The organism is Paenibacillus sp. PK3_47 (assembly GCF_023520895.1).
Lineage (GTDB): Bacteria > Bacillota > Bacilli > Paenibacillales > Paenibacillaceae > Paenibacillus_AQ.
Genome location: NZ_CP026029.1, coordinates 2,319,893 through 2,343,920, shown reverse-complemented (window position 1 = coordinate 2,343,920; position 24,028 = coordinate 2,319,893). Strand labels below are relative to the sequence as shown.

Sequence of the window (24,028 nt, the reverse complement as noted above, 5' to 3'; positions counted from 1 at the left end):
TACCAGAAACGAATCAGGCTGAATGCAGTGATTTTCTTTACGGCCGGAAGAGCCCGCTATACAATGAACAGATGAGTAATTCCATGAAATATAATCTGTTGGAAAATAAGGGGGACTTCTGCCTTGAAGCATAGCAGCGACGGCATTTTTCCGGCGGTATGTCCGCTGGACTGCCCTGACACCTGCGGACTGCTGGTGCATAAGCAGGACGGGAAGATTGTAAAAGTCGAAGGAAATCCTGCTCATCCGGTTACCCGGGGAGCGATCTGCAATAAGGTGCGCAATATGGCCGGACGGGTGCATCATCCGGAGCGGCTGATGCACCCGCTGCGCCGCACAGGCCCGAAGGGAAGCGGGGCCTTTGAACAGATTACCTGGGATGAGGCGGTTTCGGAGATTGCCGGCCGGTATAAAGCGCTGTCTGCGGAATACGGTCCGGAGAGCATTCTTCCCTATTACTTTTACGGCAATATGGGTGTACTTAGCGTGGGCGGCATGGACCGCCGGTTCTTTAACAGGCTGGGCGCCAGCCGGCTGGACGCCAAAATCTGCAACGCCGCCGGCGTAACGGGCTGGAATTACACCATGGGTATGGAAGGGGGAACCAATCCGGAGGAGACGGTAAACGCCGATCTGATCATTGTCTGGGGCGGCAATATCGTCAGCACGAATATGCATCAGGTTATTTTTGCAGAGCAGGCGCGCAAACGCGGCGCAAAGGTCGTGGTCATCGATGTCCACCGCAACCGCACCGCCCAGTGGGCCGACTGGTTCCTGCCGCTCTATCCGGGAACAGATGCAGCACTGGCACTTGGCCTGATGCATATCCTGTTCCGGGACGGCCTGACTGATGAGGCCTTTCTGCAGAAGTACACCGTGGGACATAACGAGCTGCGCGAGCAGGCGCGTAAGTATCCGCCTGAGCTGGTCTCGGAGATAACGGGGGTGCCTGCAGAAGATATCGAGCAGCTGGCCAGGATGTACGGCGAAGCCAAGGTACCGTACATCCATATTGGCAACGGTCTGCAGCATCATGACAACGGCGGAATGAATGTCCGCAGCATCGCCTGCCTGCCGGCGCTTGTCGGTGCCTGGCAGAAGCCGGGGGGCGGGGCTATCAGGTCCAACAGCTATTACAGTGCTGTTAATTCCGGGAAGCTGTCCCGGCCGGGTCTGCGCAGCAACCCGCGCGGACGCAGCATCAACATGAACCGCATCGGCGAGGTGCTGGGGCAGGAGGATCAGCCGGTCAGGAGCCTGTTCGTCTACTGCAGCAATCCGCTCGTAGTGGCGCCTAATGCTGATAAAGTCAAGGCAGGCTTTGCCCGGGAGGATCTGTTCACAGTCGTGCATGATCTGTTCATGACGGATACGGCAATGTACGCCGACATCGTGCTTCCTGCGACCTCTACCTTTGAAAACACCGACTTATACGGCTCCTACTGGCACCACTATATGCAGCTTCAGGAGCCGGTTCTGGAGCGGCAGGGTGAATGCAAGAGCAATGTGGAGCTGTTCTCGCTGCTCGGACAGGCCATGGGCTTTGAGCCCGAAGTCTTTGGCCAGTCCGAAGAGGAGATGATCACGGAGGCGCTGGATTATCCGCGTAACCCTTATCTGAACGGGGTAACACTGGAGCGGCTGAAGGCGGAGCGGTTCGTGAAGCTGGACATGTCGCGTCAGGAGGCATATTTGGATACACTGCCGACACCTTCCGGCAAAATCGAGCTGTATTCCAACGCGATGGAATTGGCCGGACTGCCGCCGCTGCCTGTCTATACGCCGCTTAAAGAAGGTTATGACGGTGTCCGGCAGCCGGCGCGGGACGCCGAATATCCGCTTATGCTCATCTCGCCGCCGAACCACAATTTCCTGAATTCCACCTTCGGGAATGTGGAGAAGCACCGGAAGCTGGAGAAGGAACCGGTGCTGCAGATTCATCCCGGCGATGCGGCAGCCCGGGGCATCGCAGACGGCGATGAAATCACTGTATATAACAGCAGAGGTATAGTAGAAATTAAGGCTATGGTTACGGACAAAATGCTGCCGGGCACCGTCATCAGCCAGGGGCTTTGGTGGGACGGCAAGGGAACGAAGCAGCGGGTCAATGTGCTTACCCCGGACCGGCTCAGTGATATGGGCGGCGGTGCGACCTTTTTCTCGGCAACGGTAGAAGTGAAAAAGCGGGAACTGGCTTTGAGTGCTACAATAGAATAACGCGATAAAGCGTTGATGCATAGGCTTGCCCTTCACCCTGTTTAGGGCTGATACTGGATGGAATTGATTACACATAGATTACAGGGGATGAAAGACAAGCCATGAAGTTTTTGCAGGACTATCCTAGGGAAGTTAAAGTATTTTTGATCGCAAGTCTCGTCAATGCGACCGGCAGTGCGCTGATGTGGCCGCTTGTGACAATGTATGTGTTTGAGGAACTGGGACGCAGCATGCAGGAGGCCGGGATTGTTATTGCCATCCAGTCGCTTGGAGGCATTGCCGGACAGCTGCTGGGCGGCTCGCTGTATCATAAGCTGGGGGTTAAACGCCTCATTGTCGGCGCGCTGGCCATGAATGCACTGGCGTTATTCGCACTGCCTGCCGCGAGCCTGAACTGGTATGTGTTCATGGTCATTATGGGCCTGGTCGGACTGTTCAACTCTATGGCCCAGCCTGCCATACAGGCGTTTGTCGGCTTCCGCTTCTCGGAACGGCGCGCCGAATTGTTCAATATCATCTATGTCGCGAATAACATCGGGGTGGCGCTGGGGACCATACTCAGCGGTTTTCTGGCCGACATATCCTATATGCTGAGCTTTGTGATGAATGGGATGACCTCTGCGGTATTTGCTGTGTTTTTCTTATTTTATCTGCGGAAAATCAGCAGTGTGCCTGTGCAGGGGGAAGTGCCGCGCAGAACGCCGCACCGTGAACTGTCCGGCTGGAGACTGATGGGCAATACCCGGATTTATCTGTATATGTCGCTGGGTACGATGTTTCTGCTGATCGGCAACTCGGTCTGGAATACTGGCGTATCGCCGTTTATCATTTCGGAAGGCTGGTCCAAGAGCCTCTACAGCTTTTTATGGACACTCAACGGGATTCTGATCTTTGCCGCCCAGCCTGTGGTAAGCCTAATCAAACGGTGGTTCGCCGGAACCTCCAATGCCCAGATGACGGCAAGCGCCGTGTTCTACCTCAGCGGATACGCAGTTATTCTGCTGATGCCGACTTATCCCGGCCTGGTGCTGGCGATGACACTGGCAACGCTCGGTGAAATGCTGATTTCGCCGGCAACACCAGCCTTTATCTCGGAGGCCGCCGGGCGCAATGCACCGTTCTATCTGGGGCTCAGCGGGGGAATAGGGGCGGTTGGCCGGGTAATCGGCCCCGCTTTGATGGGCGGCCTGTTCGACCAGGGCGGGCTTGCGCCCACCGGATGGCTGGCCTGTGCTATGGCGGTGCTGGCGGTAGGGTTCTTTGTATTCCACGCTTATGCTAACCGTTCAGCCCGTACTCTGGAGCAAAGTGCGGTATAATGGACAAGACCGGAACAAACCGGAAAAGCTTATAGACCAGAGAGAGAATCAGAGGTAAGGCAAGGGGTGGAGCAGTTATGCAGCAAATTAACGGGGGCTCGCTTACGATCCGTCCTTCGGAAATCAGGGATGCCCGTGAGCTGATCATTCTGGATCATATGATCTGGACGGAAGAGACAACCCCGGGGCCGCTAATGTGGCGTTCCCGGGAGGATTATTTGCTGCATGCCCCGCCGGGTTCGCAGCTGGTAGCCTTGAAGGACGGGGAAGTGTGCGGATATGTGGGCTTCGGCTGCCCTACCGGAATGGAATCCCACCGGCATGTGTGCGAGATCAATATTGCCGTGCATCCGCGGTTTCAGCGGCAGGGCATCGGCACTCAGCTGGTTGCGGCCATCAAGCGGCATGCTGCGGCGAACGGAATCCGCAAGCTCCGCCTGCGGGTACTGTCAAGCAATGAGACCGCCCTGTCGTTCTACCGCAGATGCGGTTTTTGTGAAGAGGGCCGGCTGAGGGAAGAATTTTATCTTGGCGGGCATTATGTCGACGAAGTATTTATGTACTGTATGCTGACTGGAGGGGATGCAGATGGAAGTCGTTTCACTTAACGTAGGTAAGCCGGTAACGGTTGATTACCGCGGCAAGCCGCTGGAGACAGGGATCTACAAGAATCCGGCAGCCGGTCCGGTGCAGCTCGGGGCGGAAGGGTTTGACGGGGACGGCCAGGCCGACCGGATCAATCACGGAGGTCCTGACAAGGCAGTCTGTGTCTATCCCATTGAGCATTATGCCTATTGGGAGGAGCAGCTCGGCAAAAAACTGGATTATTCCGCCTTCGGGGAGAACCTCACGGTCAGCGGACTGCTGGAAACCGAGGTATGTATCGGAGATGTGTATGAAATCGGGTCGGCAGTGCTGCAGGTGAGCCAGCCGCGCTTCCCGTGCTTCAAGCTGTCACAGAAGCATGGTGCAAATGATATGCCGGCCAAGGTGTTGGCTACGGGCTACAGCGGCTTCTATTTCCGCGTACTGCGCGGGGGCGAGATTGTTGCCGGTGACACTGTCATCAAGACAGGGTCCGGAGAAGAAGGCATTAACGTCCGGCGCGTGCTCAAGGCGATGGAGGTCGGCCGGAAGGATAAGTCGGATCTCGGGGAGCTGGCTGAGATCAGTGCGCTGACAGGGGAGATCCGCGAGGATTTCCGGACATGGCTTGAGCGGGAGTAAGTCAGCATCCTGGTTCAAAGCACAGCTGATAATTACGGCAATTTGCCGGGAGCCGCGCAGCCAAATAGCCTGGAGGACAAGCCTCCAGGCTATTTGGCGCTTAAAAGCTAAGTGCCCGCAGGGAATTGCTGTCTCCGGTTCAGCTGAGAAGCTTCCATTCGCTGCGCAGCAGCCCGTACACGGCATGGTTCACATATCCGGCCGGCAGCTTCTCCGCCTGGCGGATCACCCCTTCGAAGATAAAGCCCAGCCGTTCAGGAATTGCCCGGCTGGGCAGATTTCCGGTAGCGCAGCGGATTTCAATCCGGTTCAGCTCCATCTCCAGCAGCGCATAATCGGCAAAGACCCGGCAGGCGCTGGTCATGTATCCTTTGCCTTCATAACCTTCCCCGAGCCAGTAGCCGATGCCTGCAGAGCGGTTCTGCCAGTCGATCTCATGGTAGCCGATAATCCCGGCCAGCTCCTCCCGGACCCACAGTCCGGCAGTAAAGCCGCCGTTCTCGCTGCCCTGTCTGACCGCATTTTTAACAAAAGCATCGATATGGGCTTGTTCGGTCACGCCGTCCACCCAAGGCAGCCACTGCCTGAGCCGCTCCCGTGAACGTTCAACCAGCGGGTACATATGACGGGCATGCTCCGGCATCAGCAGTTTCAGCACAAGCTCTTCATCTATGACATAATTAAACAAGCTGCTGTCTCCTCTCCGGCGCTAGGCCTGATATCATGGTTAACGCTTTTTCCATTCGAGCGCGTAAATATCCTCTTCCAGAGACTGCATCCGCTGTACGGCCAGCATACGGCAGTCGCTCAGCGCTCCGTTGTAGATGGCCGGGCCCAGCTCCTTCAGGAAAAACTCCAGCAGATTATCCGCCGCCAGATGGCCGATGGTTTCCCCGCGTTCCATTTCGAAGTAGGCACGGATATTCTCTGTTATGATCTCACGCTGTTCTTTGGGCAGCTTGACCGGTTTCATGAATTAAGGCCCCCTTTTATGTAGATAAACTTGGAATATAGCTTTATAAATCCAATGCTACTCTATCACCGGGAGAGAAGTCAAAAGGTCTGCGCAGCACTCCGGCGTTAGCCATTTTATTGAACATTCTTCAGTTAACGGGTATATTAGTAGGAAACATGTTCATACAAGATAGTAGAACAATACAGAAGCGAAAGGTTGATAACTGTGGAGAACCGTGGAACACCCTCCAATTTCATCAAGAACGTTATAACTGAAGATCTCCGCTCGGGCAAGGTCAAGGAAGTCATCACCCGCTTTCCGCCGGAGCCGAACGGTTATTTACATATCGGTCATGCCAAGGCGATCTGGATCAACTTTACGCTGGCCGATGAATTCGGCGGCAAAACCCATCTGAGATTCGACGATACCAATCCTGTCAAAGAGGATCTGGAATACGTCAACTCCATTCAGGAGGATGTAAAGTGGCTCGGCTATGAATGGGAAGAAATGCGGTTTGCCTCCGATTATTTCGGGGAAATGTACGAGCGGGCAGAACTGCTGATCAAAAAAGGCAAAGCTTATGTGGATGATCTCAGTGCGGATCAAATCCGCGAATTCCGCGGTACGCTGACGCAGCCCGGACAGAACAGCCCTTACCGTGAGCGGAGCGTAGAGGAGAATCTGGACCTGTTCCGCCGCATGCGTGCAGGTGAATTCAAAGACGGCGAAAAGGTGCTCCGTGCCAAAATCGACATGTCCTCACCGAACATCAACCTGCGTGATCCGGTCATTTACCGGATTACCCACTCCCATCACCACAATACCGGTGATGAATGGTGCATCTATCCGATGTACACCTATGCGCATCCGCTTGAGGATGCCATTGAGAGCGTGACCCATTCCCTTTGTTCCCTTGAGTTCGAAGACCAGCGCCCGTTCTATGACTGGGTCGTTGAGGAATGTGAAATGCCGGCAGTTCCCCGCCAGTATGAATTCGGGCGGCTTAACCTGGCCCAGACCGTAACCAGCAAGCGCAAGCTGAAGCTGCTGGTGGACGAGGGTCATGTAGACGGCTGGGATGATCCGCGCATGCCGACGATTTCCGGGCTTCGCCGCCGGGGATATACTCCGGAAGCTATCCGCAGCTTCGTGCATGAAACCGGGATCTCCAAGAGCCAGGGGCTGGTCGATCTGCAGATGCTGGAGCATTTCATCCGCGAGGATCTCAAGCTGACCGTACCGCGGACCATGGCTGTTCTGCGCCCGCTCAAGGTGGTCATCACGAACTATCCGGAAGGCGAGAGCGAACTGCTCGAAGCAGAGAACAACTCGGAGAATGAGGAAATGGGCAACCGGCAGATTCCGTTCTCCCGTGAGATCTATATCGAACGCGATGACTTCATGGAGAATCCGCCGAGCAAGTATTTCCGCCTCTTCCCCGGCAACGAGGTTCGCCTGAAGCATGCCTACTTCATCAAGTGCAACGATGTGATCAAGGATGAGAACGGCGAAGTTGTTGAGCTGCACTGCACGTATGATCCGGAGACCAAGAGCGGCAGCGGATTTACCGGCCGCAAGGTTAAGGGTACGCTGCACTGGGTCGATGCCAGCCAGGCTGTGCCGGCCGAGTTCCGCCTGTATGAGCCGCTGATCTCTGCCGAGGAAGCGGAGCAGGAGGCTGAGGTCGAGGGAATGGAAGTTTCCGGGGACAAACCGGAGCCGAGCTTCCTGGATCAGCTGAATCCGAAATCGATCGAGATTCTCCAGGGATTTGTCGAGCCGGGCCTCAAGGACAGCGTGCCGCATGACAAGTTCCAGTTCTTCCGCCATGGCTATTTTAATGTGGACAGCAAATATTCTACACCCGGACATCCAGTATTCAATCTTGTAGTATCACTGAAAAGCTCGTTCCAGCCTCCTAAGCAGGGCTGAGCCGGGCCCGGTATAATAAAGCAGGCTTGGCCTCCTCCGGGAAGCCAAGCCTGCTTTATTATGTATGCTGTAAGATCAGCGGGGATACTGTTCAAGCTCAATATCCGTAATCTCGTCCTCCTGCCCGCGGGAAGGCCCGTAGCCGCCGCCGCTGATGAACAGGCACATGCAGCCAAAGCCGAGCGAGCCGATGAGGGCAAGAAAAACACCGGATTGATACATGCTCTGGGCCCCCAGATTCTGATACAGCCATCCGCCGAGAACACCGCCGAGAATGCCGGATATCCCGCTCCAGGTCAGCGTATAAAGAGCTTGTCCCGAGGAACGGTACGGACGCGGAACGAGCAGCATGGTCAGCTGTGTCCCGACATAGAAGAAGCCGCCGAACGTAATGCAGTGCAGAATCTGAATAAAAGCGACCTGCAGCGGTGTTGTCGCACCGGCCATCAGCCACCAGCGGATGACGAACAGGATGCTGACAAGTGCCAGCAAGCCCAGCAGCACCGGGATTCTGCGCTTCAAAAAACGGTCGCAGAGCAGCAGTACAGCCATCTCCAGAATAGAGGAGAGGAATACGGCGAAGCCGATCATTGATTTGCTGCCGCCAAGCTCGGTAATATACAGCGACACAAAGGTATTGTTCATTGTATTGGGGATAGATACCAGAATGCCAAAAAAGATAAAGCACAGAAAAAACGGATTATAAAAGATTTGACGGAAGCCTTTGAACGGCAGCGGTGCGGTTCCGATGGAATGATCCAGCTTCGGCAGCGCAACGAGTGCAAGCATGGCTGCACAGATCAGCGCCGCAAAAAGATAGGACAGCACCGAAACGCCGGCCCAGCCGATCACCGGGCCTGCGAGAATTGCAGTCAGGGCCCAGCCCAGCGAGCCCCAGAGCCGGAAAGAGCTGAAGCGGTGGCCCGTGCCTTGAATATAGCTGAGAATCATCGTGTTGCTCTCCGCGAACAGCGGACCCTGAAAGAAATAGAAAAACAGGATAGAGACATAAATCATTTCATATGTATGCGCCTGAAAAACGAGCTGGGACAGGACCAGCGTCCCTGTCAGCATGACGAGGACAATCCGCCGTAAATTCTGATAGCGGTCACTCCATATGCCCCAGAAAGGGTTGGCAATAATTGATACGAGTGCACCTACTGACATCAAACTCCCGATTTCCAGCTTGTTCATCCCGACATCCTGCAGATAAAGGGGGAAGAAGCTGGTGAAAAGAACGACAGTTCCATACACAAAGAAGTTGAACCATTTCAGAGAGGTGAAGGAAAGCTGCTTATTAAGGTTCTCCCGCAAATTGGGCACTCCTTTCCCGCCAGATGCCTTGCATGCATTGCTGCGGCCTAGACAGGCCCTTTTTATCACTGTAACATTTGTTGAAAAGGGATACAAACCAACTTTTGAGCTTATTAACAAAAATATATAGAAAAGTGGTGGATACTGTTGAAGATGACAGGCGTTATTCTGGCCGGCGGCCGATCGCGGCGGATGGGCGCTGACAAAGCGCTGCTGAAGCTGGCAGGCATCCCGCTGATCTCGCACAGCGCAGAGCTGCTGTCGCAGCTTGCGGACCCTGTGCTTATTGCCTGCGGCGGGGCGGAGCGGGAGGAATACCGGTTTCTTAATTTAACCATGGTCCCGGACCGGTATCCCGGTCAAGGACCGCTCGCCGGTCTGCATGCCGCACTGCAGGAATCACGCACAGCATGGACCGCCGCACTGGCCTGCGATCTGCCGCTGGCTCCCGGGGCGCTGTTCCGGTATATGGCGGAGCTTGCAGCTGCCTGTCCCGCAGGTCCGAACACACTGCAGGCCATAGTGCCCGTAAATGCTGCGGGCAAGGTCCAGCCGCTGCTGGCTTTGTACCATCACAGCGTCCTTCCTGATCTGGACCGGGCGCTGCAGACCGGACATCTCCGGGTAATGGACTGGCTGGCCGGGCTTGCTGTACACTACGTCCGCGCAGAAGAGTATCCGGGAGACTTCCGTGCCTTTGAAGCCGGACTGCTGAATATGAATACACCGGACGATTATGAGGCTGCGTCCCTACTTCACGGTGGCAGCCAGACCTCTGACCAGCAGGCTCCATAACTCATCAAACTCCCGGCTGATGCTGCTGCTGTGCCACTCATACGCATGGGAGGGATGATGGAACCGGGCCGTCGCATGGAAAACAGAACGGGCCAGCGCCGTAGTCCCGGTCAGCTGCAGGATCACTCCCTGCTCAATGCCGCGGTTCAGGATGATGCTGATCTGGCTGATAATCCGCTCAATGTGGGCCTCAACCAGATCAGCGGCCTCTTCGGTAACCGCAGCGTACATTCTGAACATCTCGTAATCCTGGGTGGCATAATGAACTTTCAGCTCTATCAGCCTGACGATATACTGGTGAAGCTGTTCCAAAGGGTTGTCCGCTGCAGAGCCGGCCAGTTCAGCCAGCGGGGCAACAATTTTCTCCTCGAGCCACCTCTCGGTTACAGCCTCTCTTAACGCAGCCTTGCTCGGAAAATGCCTGTACAGCGTGCCGTGGCTCACCCCCAGCAGCTTGGCGACATCCGTGACCGAGGCTTTGCCCGGACCATATCGGCGCAGCGTCTGTTCAGCCGCATCCAATATCTCCATCCGGCTTAAAAAAGATCCTGATCTGTTCACTGCATAACTCCCTTCCAGAAACTCAGCTTATCATAATCCCCTTCGGGTGACAAAAATTGATTAATGTCAGTTAAGTGCCCCTTTTACAATTCCGGCCAATCTCTTCATTCCTGACTCCATTTCTTCAAAAGAGGCAAAAGCGTATGACAGCCGGAGATGGCTGCTGTCGCTGCGGTCATACAGATCGCCGCTGTTCAGCAGCAGTCCGGCCCGTAATGCTGCTGCGAACAGACGGCGCTGGGGAATGGGCCAGTTCAGCGACAGCCAGATATAAAAGCCCCCGGCAGGAATGCTCCAGGAGGCCAAGCCTGTGAAATGGGCCTGCAGCAGCTGAAGCATGAAGTCACGCCGCCGGCGGAGTTTCCGGCGCAGGAGCAGCAGATGCTCTTCATGATAACCGCCATCCAGCCACCTGGCAGCAGCAAGCTGTGACAGGGAGCTTGCGCCGTAATCCGTCTGCATTTTGATATCGGCCAGCCTGCGGACTACAGGCTCCGGACCGACAATCCAGCCGATGCGCAGTCCGGGACTGGCGGCCTTCGACAGGGTGCCGAGATGGAGCACGCTGCCTTTGCTGTCCATTGCCTTCAAGGGAGGCGGAGGCGGAGCATCCAGCCACAGCTCCTGGTAAGCGCCGTCCTCAAGAACCGGAAGGCGGAGTGCTTCCGCTGTATCCATCAGCATTTCACGCCGCCCGGCATCCATCAGCAGCCCCGTAGGATTATGGAAGCTGGGGATGGTATAGAGCATCGCTGCCCGGGTCCGCCGCGCTTCCGGGGCCAGGCGCTTCAGCACCAGGCCGCCATCATCCACCGGCAGGCCGCTGAACTTCACGCCGGCTGACTGAAAGGCGTGAATGGAATAGAGGTAAGAGGGCTTCTCGAGCAGAACGGTCGAGCCGCGGGGCAGAAGCCCGAGTGCAATAAGCTGCAGGCCCTGCAGCGCGCCTGAGGTAATGAGAATCGAAGCCGGATCAGCTTCGATTCCGCTCTTTTCCAGCTCACGGCTGATGGCGCTGCGCAGCCCGGAACTGCCCAGCGGCTCCTCATAGGAGAGCGGCGGCATCCCCTTCTGCGAGAGCTCGGCAAGCACCCGGCCCATGGCTTCAACGGGCAGCAGCTCCGGAGCCGGCTCTCCGGTACCAAGCCGGATCAGTCCCGGCTCATACTCCAGCCTGTTGATTGCCTGCACGGCAGGCAGATTAGGATAGTGGCTGCCCTCCTCCACATAATCATTCCAGCTGCCGGACTGCTGTAAGACCGGTATCCCGCTGACACCGGGGCCTGGATCGGCGGAAGTCCCTGCAGCGCTTTGCGCCGTGACCCGTGTTCCGCCGCCCCGCCTTCCTTCGATCAGCCCTAATGCAGCCAGCTGGCCGAGCGCAGTCACCACCGTGCTGCGGTTAACGCCGAACCGGCGGCACAGCTCACGCTGCGGTTCCAGCCTCGTGCCTGCCGGCAGGGCCCCGCTCATGATCTGGTCTCTGAAATAGGCGGTAATCTGACTGTGCAGCGGCAGCGGCAGAGCGGGATCAGGCCGCCAGAGCCCGTTCAGGTTAGCCGGTGAATAATCCGGGCGGTACTGGTTAGACAAGGGACAGCCTCCTTTTATGAAAAAATGCAATAATAGACCGGTCCGTGCTATACATTTCAATTGAAATTATAGCATGTTTCGCCTGCTGTTTTACACTTGGTTGGGTAGTGTGCCTAAGTTTGGATGGTTACCGCGCGGCTGTTCGGGGGTACTATCAGAAGTGCGGTTCCGGATGCCGGCAGGCCGGTAGACATCTCTATATAAATCAAGAAGCAGGTGAAGAATGCAGTTATGAAGGAAGCAATAATACATGGCATGATACTGGCCTTTGGGCTTATTTTACCGCTTGGGGTGCAGAATATATTCGTATTTAATCAGGGGGCGCTGCATCCGCGCTTCCGCAGTGCGCTGCCTGTTATTGTGACAGCGGCCATATGCGATACGCTTCTGATTGCCGCTGCGGTCGGCGGAGTCTCACTGGTTATTCTCTCGCTGGACTGGCTTACGCCGGTCATTTACAGTGCGGGGATGGTATTTCTGTTCATTATGGGCTGGAAAATATGGAGTGCAGCTCCGGCGGAAGGGGAGGCTAAAAGGCTGTCGCTCAAAGGACAGGTGGGGTATGCGTTATCCGTCTCACTGCTGAACCCGCATGCACTTATGGATACTGTAGGCGTCATCGGCACGAATTCCCTGCAATATGGCGGTGCTGAACGGTGGGCGTTCGCCGCTGCAACGGCGGGGGTCTCCTGGATATGGTTCCTGGGTCTTGCGGCAGCCGGCAGGCTGCTTGGCAAAGCGGATTCGTCAGGCAAGGGAATCAGGCTGCTTAACAAGGCCTCTGCTGTGCTGATCTGGGGAATTGCCGTTTATATGGGTATGCAGTTGCGGGAGTCATTATAAAAAATCCCCACAAAGTGAAGCTTTGCTTCAATGCGATTCAGGCACTTTGCCGGGACCCCCAATATATACTTTCTGATATGTTAAAAACACAAGCAGCCCTTCCGCTGAGGAAGGGCTGCTGTTTGGTTTACACGAAGGGTCAGCCGCCGATCTGGGACATGCGCCGGGCGGTCGGGGTGTGGCTCTGCGCCTTTTTCTCCAGGGCCAGCGCCATTTCGTGGTTATGCGGCTTGTTGCCGAGCGCCTGGCGGAACAGCGCCTGCACCGCCGCAGGGTCGCCCGTCAGCGGCCGTACATTATATTCATCCGCCCAATAGAGGCAGGCCTTGATATGACCGTCTGCGGTAAGCCGCAGCCGGTTGCAGTTGTCGCAGAAATGCTCGCTTACCGGGTGGATCAGCCCGAAGGTGCCCTGCGCCCCCAGAACACGCCGGTTCTGCGAGGGTCCGTTGCCTGAGGGCATATCGGCTTCCTCGGTTGCCCAGCCCGCTTCTGTGCACGCCTGAATCACGGTCTCCAGCGGCAGGTAAGTCTGGCGCCAGGAATCGCTGGCACTGCCGATCGGCATATATTCAATGAACCTTACATTCAGCGGACTGTTCAGGGTCAGCGAGATAAAATCCTTGATCTCATCATCGTTGATGCCTTTCATCAGTACGACATTCAGCTTAATCGGCGAGAGCCCTGCAGCTTCGGCAGCCTCAATTCCCTTAAGCACCTTGGCGACATCCCCGCCGCGAGTAATCATGGCAAAGCGGTCCTGGCGGAGTGAATCCAGGCTGATATTGATCCGGGACAGGCCTGCCTGCTTCAGCACAGCTGCTTTGGCCGGGAGCATAAGCCCGTTAGTAGTAAGCGAAATATCATCTATGCCGGGAATGGCCGAAATCATGGCTACAAGGTTCTCCAGGTCCTTGCGCACAAGCGGTTCGCCGCCGGTCAGCCGGACCTTGCGCAGCCCGAGCGGCGCCAGCGCCTTCACTACAGCGGTAATTTCCTCATAACTCATAATCTCGTCCTGCGGCTGGAATTGCATTCCTTCCGCCGGCATACAATAAATGCAGCGCAGGTTGCAGCGGTCTGTAACCGAAATGCGGAGGTAATCATGTAAACGCCCAAAAGGGTCCGTCAGCGGCTCCATAGCGATGCTCCCTTCAAATGCAGTATTAGTTCTGATCTATTTTAAATTTTAAAGACTGGTTTCTCCGGCGTCAATGCACAAAGTGGCGGAAAAGAACAACCTAAATGATAGCTGACCGAAGACCGAAGGCAGAGTCTAAATTTGACAGAAGTACGACAATTCCTGGGAATAGCCATAAAATGCTCACCGAAAGCGCTTAACATATTCGATATAATTTAAGTATAAGAATTGAATTCAATTTTGCTTGCATTTTTGCGAAGAGTACAGCTATGATACCGAAGGTGCGCGGAGGCCAGTCGTCAACTGCGCCCGGTAAAACCATTAGGGAGGATTTGCAAAATGACTATACCAACCGTTCCATCGCTTGTCGTGCCGGAGGCCTTTAGCCGTTGGCTGGAAAGCCGGGGATTAATATATCAGATACTGGTAGATTTTTATGGAAGAAAGCCGTCGCTTTCACTGGTTGCACAGTGGAGCCGTAACCGCCAGATGGGGACCGCCGCGGAAATGACAGAAGGCGGACGGGAGTTGAAGCGCTACCTCTGCAGCCAGGAGCCCGCTATGCTGCCGCAGATCTGCGAGAAGGAGAGCCTGGAGTATAACCGGCTGATGAATGAGCTTGCGGTGAGCAGCTTTGCGCCGCGTGAAGCAGCGCAGCTGGGCCGTGAGAAGGAGTTCTGCAACGTGATTTCGGACGTATATGCTTCTGCCGGCATCGTGTTCAAGAAATGCAGCGGTGAAGCTGATGACCATATCAGTATTGAGCTGGAATTCATGGCTGTCATGCATGAACGGATGCTGTTTAACAGCTTCTCAGTCAGAAGTGCCATGGAACTGCTGGAAATCCAGGAGGCATTTCTGGAGGAGCATCTGCTGAAATGGACACCGCAGTTCTGCGAACGCTTGAACGCCGTGACCAGCAGCCCGCTGTATCTCGGTCTGAGCCATATGCTGGAGGAATTCCTGCCGCAGGATCTGCAGATGCTGAAGGCCTGGAAGTCTTACCTGGAGAGCAGTGCTGCAGAGATGGCTTAGTCTGCCTGCTGCGGTAACAAATACACATACAACAAGAAGGCGCCCTCCCGGTTCGGGAAAGGCGCCTTCTTGTTGTATTGCTGCTGTATACAGTGCTGTTAGTCAATAACCTTTTTGCTGCGGAACTTCATCAGGAATTCATAGACGACCGGCACAACGACCAGTGTCAGCAGTGTGGAGCTGATCAGACCGCCAATAACGGTCACGCCCAGACCCTTGGAGATAATGCCCGCGCTGTTCTCCAGGCCCGTAACCAGCGGCAGCAGAGCGCCGATGGTAGCAAGGGCTGTCATCAGAATCGGACGCAAGCGGGTGCCTCCGGCTTCAAGCAGGGCCTGACGGGTCGGCATTCCCTCATTTTCTTTATGAATAACACGGTCGATCAATACGATCGCATTGGTAACGACAATACCGATCAGCATAAGTGCACCCATCAGTGAGGAGACGTTCAGCGTCTCACCGGCCAGAAGCAGTGCCACGAGCGCTCCGATCACAGTGAAAGGAAGGGAGAACAGAATCGCAAACGGTGCCAGCCCGCCGCCAAAGGTAACGACGAGCACAAAATACACAATGGCGACAGCTGCTGCCATAGCAATGCCGAGCTGGCCGAACGTTTCATTGATTTGCTCGGTAACCCCTCCGAAGCTGATTGTCACGCCATCCGGCAGATCGAGTGCTTCAATTTTCTCTTTGACGCTGTTGGACGCGCTGTTTACGTCTGCAGCAATGATCTCTGCAGTAACATCCACGCTCATTTTGCCGTCAATGCGTGTAATCGAATCCGGCGAAGTTCCTTTCTCGATGGTCGCCACCTGGCTGATCGGCACTGTGAAGCCGAGCGGTGAGGCCAGCGTCGCATTTTCCATTTCCTGAATGCTGCTGTAAGTGGTTGTGTCAGCTTCAATGTACACATTGTAGTTCTTGCCGTCCACATCCACTTCAGTCAGTACAGGGCGGGTATTAACCGGACTCAGCTTCATGGCAATCTGCCCTGCAGTCAGTCCGAGAGCGCTGAGTTTGGCTTGATCAGCTACAACAGTGTACTGCTCATAAGCCTCAGTGAGGCTGGTCTCCCCGTCCTTGAAGTTATCGGTGTCAGCGTTCACGATGCCGGCAATCTCATCGGCTACCGGCTTGAGCTGATCCAGGGTATCGCCGAATACATTCACGGTCAGCGTGCTGCCGCCAAGACCGCCTCCGGCCATGCCGGACATGTCTCCCCACTCGCCTTCAGGCACTTCCTGGGCCAGACCTTCAATCAGATTTTCTTTGACGGTTTCGAAATCCGGCGTATCGCTGTCATAGGAGATGTAGAAGAGCCCGGAATTGCCGGAGCCCATTCCCATAAATCCGCCGCCGCCGATAGAATACTGCATGTTGTCGATATGTTCCTGTGCCAGAATATATTTCTCGGCCTTGAGGCCCAGCTCCCGGACATCCTCGGTTGTCTGGCCTGCTTTTGGCGAGAAGGTCATGATTACACTCTTGTCTTCCTGGGAAGGCATGAAGCTTACACCGATCGGCTTGATCAGGAACAGGCTGCCTGCCAGCAGGAGAACTGCAGCGCCGAATGTAATCAGCTTGTGGTTAAGACACCAGTTCAGAATCTTTTGATATCCCACGGACATTTTGCCCGGTTTCTCCACATGCTGGTTCTTGCCTTTTTTCAGACCGTTCCGGAAAAGGGTATGCGCCAGTGCCGGCACAAGGGTAATCGCTACAACCAGTGAAGCCAGCAGAGCGAAGACCATAGTCAATGCGAACGGCAGGAACAGCTCGCCCACCATACCGCTGACAAATGCAAGCGGCAGGAACACGGCAATCGTTACGATTGTAGAGGACATGATCGGCACGAACATTTCACGCGTGGCCGCACTGATCAGTTCTCTGCCGCGCAGCTTCTCGCCGGGAAGTGCCAACCGCCGGTATATATTCTCAATAACTACGATGGAGTCATCGACTACCCGGCCGATAGCGACGGTCATCGCGCCAAGTGTCATCATGTTGAGCGTTATATCCATCTGGCGCAGAAGCAGAACAGCAATGAGCAGCGACAGCGGGATGGAAATAATTGAAATAATAGTAGAGCGGATATTCCGCAGGAACAGCAGAATAATCAGCACGGCGAACAGGGCGCCGAACGCTGCCTTGGACAGCATGGTATGCACGGAATCCTCAATCGGCTTGCCTTGGTCGAGGAGAACGGTAAGATCGATGGATTTGTACTGCTGCTTCAATTCTTCCGCAGTATCCTTGACGCTGTTAACCACTTCAACGGTATTGGCATCGTTACCCTTAACAATCTGGATCCCGATCGATTCCTGGCCGTTGGTGCGCGAAATAGACTCCGATTTGCCGACCACTTCAATGGCGGCAAGTTCGCCCAGCTTCACTGTCGGAAGACCGGCAGCTGCAGCAGCTCCTGCCCCTGCACCGGCGGCACCCGCACCGGCATCCGTACCAGCTCCTGCGCCAGCCCCTGCCCCTGCAGCCCCAGCCCCTGCCCCTGCAGCCCCAGCCCCTGCACCCGCAGCAGACGGAACAAGCGGGATAGCCAGATTCTCAAGATCCTGGACGGTAGTGATATTGCCGTCAACCACAACTGCCTTCTGTGATTCCTCCATTTCGAACAGTCCGAGAGGAACGCGCAGGGAAGAAGCTTGAACAATCCCTTTAATTGTATCTTCGGTCAGGCCGTACTGGTTCAGCTTCGCCTGGTCGAATTCCAGAGTAACTTCCTTCACATATTGTCCGGAAATTTGTACGGAAGCTACACCTTCGAGATCCTCCAGTGCAGGGCGGATATCATTCTCCGCGATGCGTGTCAGATCCTCCAGATCACCTGATTCGCCGTCAGTCAGACTGAGGGAGACAACCGGAAGTGAACTGAGGCTGAAACGGGAGATTTGCGGCTTCTGTGCATCGTCCGGCAGCGGCACATCGTTCAATGCTTCACGAACCGCTGCAGTGGCGTTATCCAGATTGGTCCCGTAATCGAACTCGATCTGAATGCTTGAGGCATTCTCCAGCGAGGTGGAAGTAACCAGCTTGACACCGTCGACGTTGCGGAGCTTCTGCTCCAGCGGTTTGCTGACATCGTTAACGACACCTTCAGGTGCAGCACCGGGATAAATCGTTGTTACGCTGAGATAAGGAATACTGATATTAGGCAGCGTCTCCTGTTTCATGGTCAGACCGCTGTACAAGCCGGCGAATGTAATGATAATCGTCAACAGCCATATGGCGAACTTGTTCTTAAGCGAAAAATTAATCAGGCTTTTCATCAGCTGTGTTTCTGCTCCTCTCGGGCCTTTTCAGATGAAAGGCCTCCTATAATTTTATTTATTCCGTGAGGCATGCAAACCGCAGGAGCCCTGCATGTAAGGGGAAATGAGCACCTTCAGCTCTGAAAGCTCTGCGGCGAGCGCGGGATAATTCTGCAGATTATAGAGCATCCCATTAATGATTGCTTTGCGCGGCTGGGGCATAAGAATCTCGCTTTCCAGAATGGTCAGCGATTCCAGCGCCTCTTCCTCATCATCCGGTCCCAGTCCCGGGCCGGAGGCGATGGTTGACTTCATTGTTTTGATGAGCTGCAGCGGATTGTGCCGCTGGCCCTCCTCCGAGTTCTCCACCCAGCCTGCAAGCACGGCGGCAGAGATTAGCGGAGTCGGCCGTGATGCCAGCAGACCTGATACGAGAATGTCCATGAGGTCCACCAGGTGATCAGCTACATGAGGTATGGATACAGGGACATCCCGGCCAAAAATAACCTTGAGGTAAGAAGCGATCATTCCGTTCGCGAACAAAGCCAGGTCCCCGGTATAGGGCAGAATTTCTTCCCCGTACATATTCTTAAGCCTGTTCTGGAACCAGAGCAGCAGCAGCCCGTTGGTTTTGCGCAGCCATTCCGGCAGTTCCATTCCGTCTTTTCCGGCAAATTCCTGAATTTGGCGCTGCAAAAACTCGCGGAGCTCGTATACATGATTAAGCAGAATTTCGATCTGGTTGCGCAGCTTTTCCCGCGGAGTTCTCCTTGTCTCCAGCTCTTCCTGCTGAAGGGGATCGCGGATCATGCGGAAGCAATATATGTAAATGCTGCGTTCCAGCTCCTCCTTGGATTTGAACACAAGATACAGGCTGCCCTTGGAGATCCCGCACAGCTCGGCAATTTCCTGCATCGAAGTGGAAGAGGAGCCTTTGACAGCGAATAGCTGCATAGCTGTTTTGATAATCAGTTCTTTTTTGCCGGCATTTTTGTCGATCACAGAGTCTTTAACTCCTTTCTTTGACCCATAAGTTCTATAATTGACCCTGGAGTCAAACCGATTATAGTATAAATTTTTAACTAACACAAATTCCGGTGCATACTGGTTACATTATTGTTGTAATTGCCGTTTTGGAGTGTTTATCTGTAGGAAGAAAATCATTAATCATGTAATATATAAATGTGACATTTTAGTGATGAACGGTAGAAAGAGAAGGTAGATCGCATATGAGACGAGGGCTGCAGGCTATAGTCATTATCGGGGCTTTGCTGGCATTTTATTATTTTGGTTTCGGCATTTTCGGAAGTACGGCCGGCACGATAATCAGTATCTTTTCCACCCTTACAGTCATTTCCATCGGGCTGGGAATCTTCATGGAGAACCGCAACCCCTCCACTACGATGGCCTGGATTCTGCTGCTGGCGCTGATTCCGGTGGTTGGACTGGTCCTGTATTTTTTGTTCGGGCAAAATGTATTCAAGCGGCGCAAGTATGATAAAAAAGCACAGCGCGACCTGATGGCCTATGAGCGGATCGAAAATGATGCCCTGCGCATGCACCATGACTGGTCGGTCTTTGATACTTCCCGCCAGAAGCTGCTGGGGCTGTCACAGCGGCTTGCGCGCACACCGGTATCGTTCAGCTCCGAGACCCGAATTCTCACCAACGGGGAGGAGACCTTCGGGACCCTGCTGCTGGAGCTGCGGCAGGCGCAGCATCATATCCATATGGAATACTATATCTTCCGGGCCGACCATATCGGCACACGGATCCAGCAGATTCTGATCGAGAAGGCCCGGGCGGGCGTTGCGGTCCGGTTCATGTATGACGCGGTGGGCAGTATGCAGCTGTCCAAAGCTTTTCTCAAGGAATTGAGTGATGCGGGTGTACAGGTAGCGGCCTACGGAAATTCAACATCCTTTTTCTCCAGCCGGGTCAATTACCGCAATCACCGTAAAATTGTCGTTATTGACGGCGATGTCGGCTTTATGGGCGGGCTCAATGTCGGCGATGAGTATCTAAGCCGCAGCAAAACCTACGGGTTCTGGCGCGATACGCATATGCTGCTTAGAGGCGAAGCGGTGCGTACCATGCAGATTATATTCCTGCAGGACTGGATGCATACGACCGGTGAGAAAATACTGGAGCAGGACTATCTCTCCCCGCAGCTGCGCTTCACAACAGGTGACGGGGCCGTGCAGATTATCGCCAGCGGACCGGATAACGAGCGCCGGGCGCTCAAAAATATATTTTTCTCCATGATTACCTCTGCGGAGAAATCGGTCTGGATTGCCAGCCCGTATTTCATTCCCGACGAGGATATCCTGACTGCGCTGCGTGTGGCGGCCATGTCCGGCCTGGATGTGCGCCTCCTGTTCCCGGCCAAGCCGGACAAATGGATTCCATTTCTCGCTTCGCATTCCTACTTCCCGGCACTGCTGGAATCCGGCGTAAAGATTTATGAATATGAGAAGGGCTTCATTCACTCCAAGCTGCTGATCACCGACGGTGAGGTGGCCACGATCGGTACGGCGAATATGGATATGCGCAGCTTCCATCTGAATTTTGAGGTCAATGCGCTGCTGCTGCAGACAGAGAGCGTGGCGCGCGTCGTGGCTGATTTTGAACGTGACCTGCTTTCCACGCGCCAGATCGTGCATGAGACCTTTATGAACAAACGGCTGCTGGAACGGCTGCTGGAATCTGCGGCCCGGCTGATGTCGCCGCTGCTCTAGCCTCTCCGGCATCGCCAGCAGGCTGAAGGATAGGCCAATCAACATACAAAAGACCGCCGGTGAAAGCTGTATAAGCTTGCCGGCGGTCTTTGCTGTGTTCAAACTAGAATGTAGTAAAGCCAAGGACAGTCTGCATCCGGAAAACAATATATTTAAGCCATGTGGCATCGCTCAGATAATCATCCAGCGGCAGGCTGTATTCCGCTCCTTCGTTGTTCCACAGACGGTTGAAGTAACTCTCCAGCCCGCTGTACAGCGGCTGGTCTTTCGGGACACCGACCCAAAGGTTATTCTCCAGATTGTAATCATCCAGATTACGTGTGGTGAAGTTTGTTGAACCGCTAAGAATGATGGAATTGCCCGAGGCTTTGGATACGAACAGCAGCTTGGTGTGATACTGCTCCATGCCTGTGTTATACCAGCGGATAGTGAGATTCCCGCCGGAGCGGCGTATCAGATTCCAGGCTACCGGCCGGTTCGGAATCCCGATTTTATCACGTCCGAAGGCATTCTGATTGGGATCCAGCAGCAGCCGCACTTCGGCGCCGCGTCCGGAGGCCGTAAGCAGTGCATTGATAATATCATCATCAGCGAGGTAGAACATCCCCATCCAGACGGTGTCTCCCTGCCCGGCCGAGCCGATAGCCTCCAGCGCATATTTATTAACCTTTCCTTCGGTCAGATAGCGGATTTCCAGCGGACCGTCCGCCTTTGTGCTGTTTTGTTCAAAAACAGGCTGCTTGCTGAGCAGCGGTCCTGCACCTGAAAGATCGGCCGCGGCCTGCTCTGTCTGCAGAATATCGCCGATGATCGGGCCCTGCACTTCCAGGGCGATGTTGGAATGGTAGGCACTGGCATCGTGAATATTGCCGGAGGAGATCAGTGCGGTTTTCTCGCTGACGACCACCTTGCGGTGATTGGCTTTTACATTCAGCAGCTTTAAATAAGAACGGGCCGTAATATCCGGTCCCCCGCTTGCCATAAGATTCGGAATCCAGCCGGTTCCGGACTGTCCGAACCATTGGATAAAGGTACGCCAGACTGCCGAATATGCCGGAGTGGAGTCGCGGAGATCATCTACATCGGTCATTACCACCTTGATTCCGGCCTTTTTCATATCTTCGAGCAGCGGATTCGGGGCAGAGCCGTAGTTGGTGTTGACTTCATCTGTTATAAAGACGATCTCCATCGCAGGATGGGCTGCCTGATGGGCAACCAGTTTATCGGCAAGCTGCCGGCTGACCGCCGGAAACTGCTGGTCTTTGTGTGTATAGCCGTTAAACAGGAACAGGTCGATCACAAGAAACTGCCGCGATTCATCGATGATCTGCAGAATTCTCGGAAGAATCTGCTCTTCACGCTGTCCTCCGGCGCTGCCGTCCTGGTAGGTCAGGTCATGCCATAGATGTACGCGCTCGGCCTTATACAGAGGGCTTTCATAAGAAAGCCCGGGAGGCAGCGGCTTATGCGTCTGGTAGATCATTACCCCGATCAGCCACAGGATCAGCACGGCAGCAGCCGGGAGCCAGATGGAACGCTTGTGTGAGGAATGCTGTCCGGGCATAGAGGACGGGTCTGTTCCATTTACAGCTGAATCGGCAGGGCCGTGTTCGGGATGAATGGGATGTTTGCCTGGATTCATGGAATAGCCCTCCTGAGTGTGCATGAACTGCGGGCTGTACGTGCCCGCTCCGGTATTGTATCTACCTATTAACACCCGTGAAGTAGAAGTGAAGCAGCCGCTGCAAAAACACCATAATTTACAGTGTGGCATAAGCCGGACATCCTTATCCATATCAGACCATTGGCCAGGGGGAGTTCTCCTGTAATGACATTCTATACAAGCAATTGTATAATTAGCGTAAATGATTTGTATAAGGTTTAAGTTATGTGGGATACACTGCTTTAGGAGCGGAAAAGGAAAGTGAGTGAGATTCAGTGATGTACTCCATCAAACAGGTTGTCGAAATGCTGGACATTCCGTCCGTCACACTGAGGGCCTGGGAAAGCAGATACCAGGCGGTGATTCCTGAACGGACGGATTCCGGCTACAGGCTGTACAGCCAGGAGAATATCGAGGACCTGCGTTATCTGAAGGAGCAGACCGAGAAGCAGGGGATCAGTATTTCTCACGCTGTCCGGCTGCTGAAGGCGGGCAAGGAGAAGCGGCTGGATGAGCGGATAAGCCTGCCGGCCGGAACGCCTGAGGAAGCCATCGGCAAAATGAAACAGCAGATCTATAACGCTTTGCTCGAATTTCAGGGCGAACGGGCAAATGCGCTGATTGATTTCGGCTTCTCGCTGTACGGCTACGAAACGATGTTCCACCAGGTGCTGGTTCCGGTCCTCATCCGGGTTGGCGATGCCTGGGAGGAAGGAACAGCGACGGTGGCGCAGGAGCATTATATGACACATATGATTTCGAACAGGTTTTATCAGTTTTTTAACGTATTTCCGGTTTATGCTCATCTTCCCAAGGTGCTGGCCTTCTGTCCCGAGGGTGAGCATCACCAGGTGGGGCTTCTGCTGTTCTCGCTGTTTCTGCGGAAGAACGGGGTGGAAGTCATTTATTTGGGGGCCAACACGCCGGAGGAGGGGGTGACAGCCATGCTGGCCAAGCAGAGCCGCATTGGCGTGGTCTGCCTGTCGCTCACAGACAAGGAGCGGCTTACCTACTGCGAAGGGCTGATCAGCCGTCTGCAGGAGTCTTTTCCGGACCTGCAGTTCATAGCAGGCGGCAAAGCTTATGAAGAGGCTGAAGTTCCCTCGTCCGGCAGGCTTCATGTGCTGAGCGGGTCCTCGGAGCGCTGGCAGGAATGGTATGAACAGGTGTTTCCGGGCATTAAAATTAAATATTAACGGTAAAAACGGGCATGTAGTCCCTCCGGGCCGCTGTAAAGCGGCTGGAGGGGCTTTTTTTATAGGAATAAGCGTGCTTTCCGCCAGGGTGAGTTAATGTACAATGACCGAATGTTTACAACCTTGTTGAAAGTATGTATGATATTTGTATTATTTATGTATAGTGATTGTATAAGGTTTTTGAGGAGGAGAACATTTGACTGGACGAAACAGCACCGCAAGGGTTGCCGTGG

Annotated in this window: 19 protein-coding genes; 10 read left to right on the top strand and 9 right to left on the bottom strand. The window is 54.6% G+C overall.

The features are described 5' to 3' along the window. Nucleotides 1-123 precede the first annotated feature (123 nt). The 4 genes from C2I18_RS10545 (at nt 124) to C2I18_RS10530 (ending at nt 4,763) form a co-directional block, all read left to right on the top strand. On the top strand, nt 124-2,217 hold the full coding sequence (locus C2I18_RS10545; RefSeq protein WP_249901133.1) for a molybdopterin-containing oxidoreductase family protein: 2,094 nt from the start codon (nt 124-126) through the stop codon (nt 2,215-2,217). 101 nt (nt 2,218-2,318) lie between these two features. Continuing rightward, nucleotides 2,319-3,536: an MFS transporter gene (locus C2I18_RS10540; protein ID WP_249901132.1), complete on the top strand. Its 1,218-nt coding sequence runs from the start codon at nt 2,319-2,321 to the stop codon at nt 3,534-3,536. A gap of 77 nt (nt 3,537-3,613) precedes the next feature. Beyond that, nucleotides 3,614-4,144: a GNAT family N-acetyltransferase gene (locus C2I18_RS10535; protein WP_249901131.1), complete on the top strand. Its 531-nt coding sequence runs from the start codon at nt 3,614-3,616 to the stop codon at nt 4,142-4,144. Continuing rightward, complete coding sequence (locus C2I18_RS10530; protein WP_481857931.1) at nt 4,110-4,763, top strand: MOSC domain-containing protein; 654 nt, start codon at nt 4,110-4,112, stop codon at nt 4,761-4,763. Before C2I18_RS10535 ends, C2I18_RS10530 begins: the two co-directional genes overlap by 35 nt. A 139-nt stretch (nt 4,764-4,902) precedes the next feature. On the opposite strand, the gene C2I18_RS10525 is transcribed toward C2I18_RS10530, so the two are convergent. Beyond that, nucleotides 4,903-5,451, bottom strand: coding sequence for a GNAT family N-acetyltransferase (locus tag C2I18_RS10525; protein WP_249901129.1), 549 nt, complete (start codon nt 5,449-5,451; stop codon nt 4,903-4,905). A 39-nt stretch (nt 5,452-5,490) separates the two neighbouring features. Continuing rightward, complete coding sequence (locus C2I18_RS10520; protein WP_249901128.1) at nt 5,491-5,736, bottom strand: DUF2164 domain-containing protein; 246 nt, start codon at nt 5,734-5,736, stop codon at nt 5,491-5,493. A gap of 198 nt (nt 5,737-5,934) precedes the next feature. Between C2I18_RS10520 and C2I18_RS10515 the strand changes: the two genes are divergently transcribed. Then, nucleotides 5,935-7,650 carry a glutamine--tRNA ligase/YqeY domain fusion protein gene (locus C2I18_RS10515; protein ID WP_249901127.1) on the top strand — a complete coding sequence of 572 codons (1,716 nt, stop codon included), beginning with the start codon at nt 5,935-5,937 and terminating at the stop codon, nt 7,648-7,650. A 75-nt stretch (nt 7,651-7,725) separates the two neighbouring features. On the opposite strand, the gene C2I18_RS10510 is transcribed toward C2I18_RS10515, so the two are convergent. After that, on the bottom strand, nt 7,726-8,964 hold the full coding sequence (locus C2I18_RS10510) for an MFS transporter (protein ID WP_249901126.1): 1,239 nt from the start codon (nt 8,962-8,964) through the stop codon (nt 7,726-7,728). A gap of 153 nt (nt 8,965-9,117) precedes the next feature. On the opposite strand from C2I18_RS10510, the gene mobA reads away from it, so the two are divergent. Then, the gene (mobA, locus tag C2I18_RS10505; protein ID WP_249902076.1) at nt 9,118-9,759 is read left to right on the top strand and encodes a molybdenum cofactor guanylyltransferase; all 642 of its coding nucleotides are present in this window, start codon (nt 9,118-9,120) and stop codon (nt 9,757-9,759) included. Here the strand turns inward: mobA and C2I18_RS10500 are convergent. Continuing rightward, nucleotides 9,715-10,320 carry a TetR/AcrR family transcriptional regulator gene (locus C2I18_RS10500; protein WP_249901125.1) on the bottom strand — a complete coding sequence of 202 codons (606 nt, stop codon included), beginning with the start codon at nt 10,318-10,320 and terminating at the stop codon, nt 9,715-9,717. The genes mobA and C2I18_RS10500 overlap by 45 nt on opposite strands. 66 nt (nt 10,321-10,386) lie before the next feature. Further along, nucleotides 10,387-11,913, bottom strand: coding sequence for an aminotransferase-like domain-containing protein (locus C2I18_RS10495; RefSeq protein ID WP_249901124.1), 1,527 nt, complete (start codon nt 11,911-11,913; stop codon nt 10,387-10,389). 231 nt (nt 11,914-12,144) lie between these two features. On the opposite strand from C2I18_RS10495, the gene C2I18_RS10490 reads away from it, so the two are divergent. Continuing rightward, nucleotides 12,145-12,756, top strand: coding sequence for a LysE/ArgO family amino acid transporter (locus tag C2I18_RS10490; protein WP_249902075.1), 612 nt, complete (start codon nt 12,145-12,147; stop codon nt 12,754-12,756). Between the two features lie 139 nt (nt 12,757-12,895). On the opposite strand, the gene moaA is transcribed toward C2I18_RS10490, so the two are convergent. Further along, complete coding sequence (gene moaA, locus C2I18_RS10485) at nt 12,896-13,897, bottom strand: GTP 3',8-cyclase MoaA (protein ID WP_249901123.1); 1,002 nt, start codon at nt 13,895-13,897, stop codon at nt 12,896-12,898. A gap of 339 nt (nt 13,898-14,236) precedes the next feature. Here moaA and C2I18_RS10480 point away from each other — a divergent pair, with 339 nt between their 5' ends. Further along, complete coding sequence (locus C2I18_RS10480; protein ID WP_249901122.1) at nt 14,237-14,932, top strand: TorD/DmsD family molecular chaperone; 696 nt, start codon at nt 14,237-14,239, stop codon at nt 14,930-14,932. A gap of 98 nt (nt 14,933-15,030) precedes the next feature. On the opposite strand, the gene C2I18_RS10475 is transcribed toward C2I18_RS10480, so the two are convergent. Both C2I18_RS10475 and C2I18_RS10470 read right to left on the bottom strand, forming a co-directional pair. Next, nucleotides 15,031-18,216: an efflux RND transporter permease subunit gene (locus tag C2I18_RS10475; protein WP_249901121.1), complete on the bottom strand. Its 3,186-nt coding sequence runs from the start codon at nt 18,214-18,216 to the stop codon at nt 15,031-15,033. 54 nt (nt 18,217-18,270) lie between these two features. After that, nucleotides 18,271-19,200 (bottom strand): TetR/AcrR family transcriptional regulator, encoded by a 930-nt coding sequence (locus C2I18_RS10470; protein ID WP_249901120.1) that lies wholly within the window; start codon nt 19,198-19,200, stop codon nt 18,271-18,273. A 227-nt stretch (nt 19,201-19,427) separates the two neighbouring features. Between C2I18_RS10470 and cls the strand changes: the two genes are divergently transcribed. Further along, a complete protein-coding gene (cls, locus tag C2I18_RS10465) occupies nt 19,428-20,936 on the top strand; it encodes a cardiolipin synthase (RefSeq protein WP_249901119.1) in 1,509 nt (502 codons plus the stop codon). Nucleotides 20,937-21,039: 103 nt separating this feature from the next. Here the strand turns inward: cls and C2I18_RS10460 are convergent, their stop codons facing one another. Further along, on the bottom strand, nt 21,040-22,500 hold the full coding sequence (locus tag C2I18_RS10460) for a phospholipase D family protein (RefSeq protein ID WP_249902074.1): 1,461 nt from the start codon (nt 22,498-22,500) through the stop codon (nt 21,040-21,042). Nucleotides 22,501-22,877: 377 nt separating this feature from the next. Here C2I18_RS10460 and C2I18_RS10455 point away from each other — a divergent pair, with 377 nt between their 5' ends. Then, a complete protein-coding gene (locus C2I18_RS10455; protein ID WP_249901118.1) occupies nt 22,878-23,795 on the top strand; it encodes a MerR family transcriptional regulator in 918 nt (305 codons plus the stop codon). The last annotated feature ends 233 nt before the right edge of the window (nt 23,796-24,028 follow it).

Bases quoted from the DNA above. Each gene is read 5' to 3' on its own strand.
- C2I18_RS10490 (WP_249902075.1), top strand. From the start codon at position 12,145: ATGAAGGAAGCAATAATACATGGCATGATACTGGCCTTTGGGCTTATT.
- C2I18_RS10520 (WP_249901128.1), bottom strand. From the start codon at position 5,736: ATGAAACCGGTCAAGCTGCCCAAAGAACAGCGTGAGATCATAACAGAG.
- C2I18_RS10475 (WP_249901121.1), bottom strand. From the start codon at position 18,216: ATGAAAAGCCTGATTAATTTTTCGCTTAAGAACAAGTTCGCCATATGG.
- C2I18_RS10480 (WP_249901122.1), top strand. From the start codon at position 14,237: ATGACTATACCAACCGTTCCATCGCTTGTCGTGCCGGAGGCCTTTAGC.
- C2I18_RS10535 (WP_249901131.1), top strand. From the start codon at position 3,614: ATGCAGCAAATTAACGGGGGCTCGCTTACGATCCGTCCTTCGGAAATC.
- C2I18_RS10455 (WP_249901118.1), top strand. From the start codon at position 22,878: ATGTACTCCATCAAACAGGTTGTCGAAATGCTGGACATTCCGTCCGTC.
- moaA (WP_249901123.1), bottom strand. From the start codon at position 13,897: ATGGAGCCGCTGACGGACCCTTTTGGGCGTTTACATGATTACCTCCGC.
- cls (WP_249901119.1), top strand. From the start codon at position 19,428: ATGAGACGAGGGCTGCAGGCTATAGTCATTATCGGGGCTTTGCTGGCA.
- C2I18_RS10460 (WP_249902074.1), bottom strand. From the start codon at position 22,500: ATGCCCGGACAGCATTCCTCACACAAGCGTTCCATCTGGCTCCCGGCT.
- C2I18_RS10540 (WP_249901132.1), top strand. From the start codon at position 2,319: ATGAAGTTTTTGCAGGACTATCCTAGGGAAGTTAAAGTATTTTTGATC.
- mobA (WP_249902076.1), top strand. From the start codon at position 9,118: ATGACAGGCGTTATTCTGGCCGGCGGCCGATCGCGGCGGATGGGCGCT.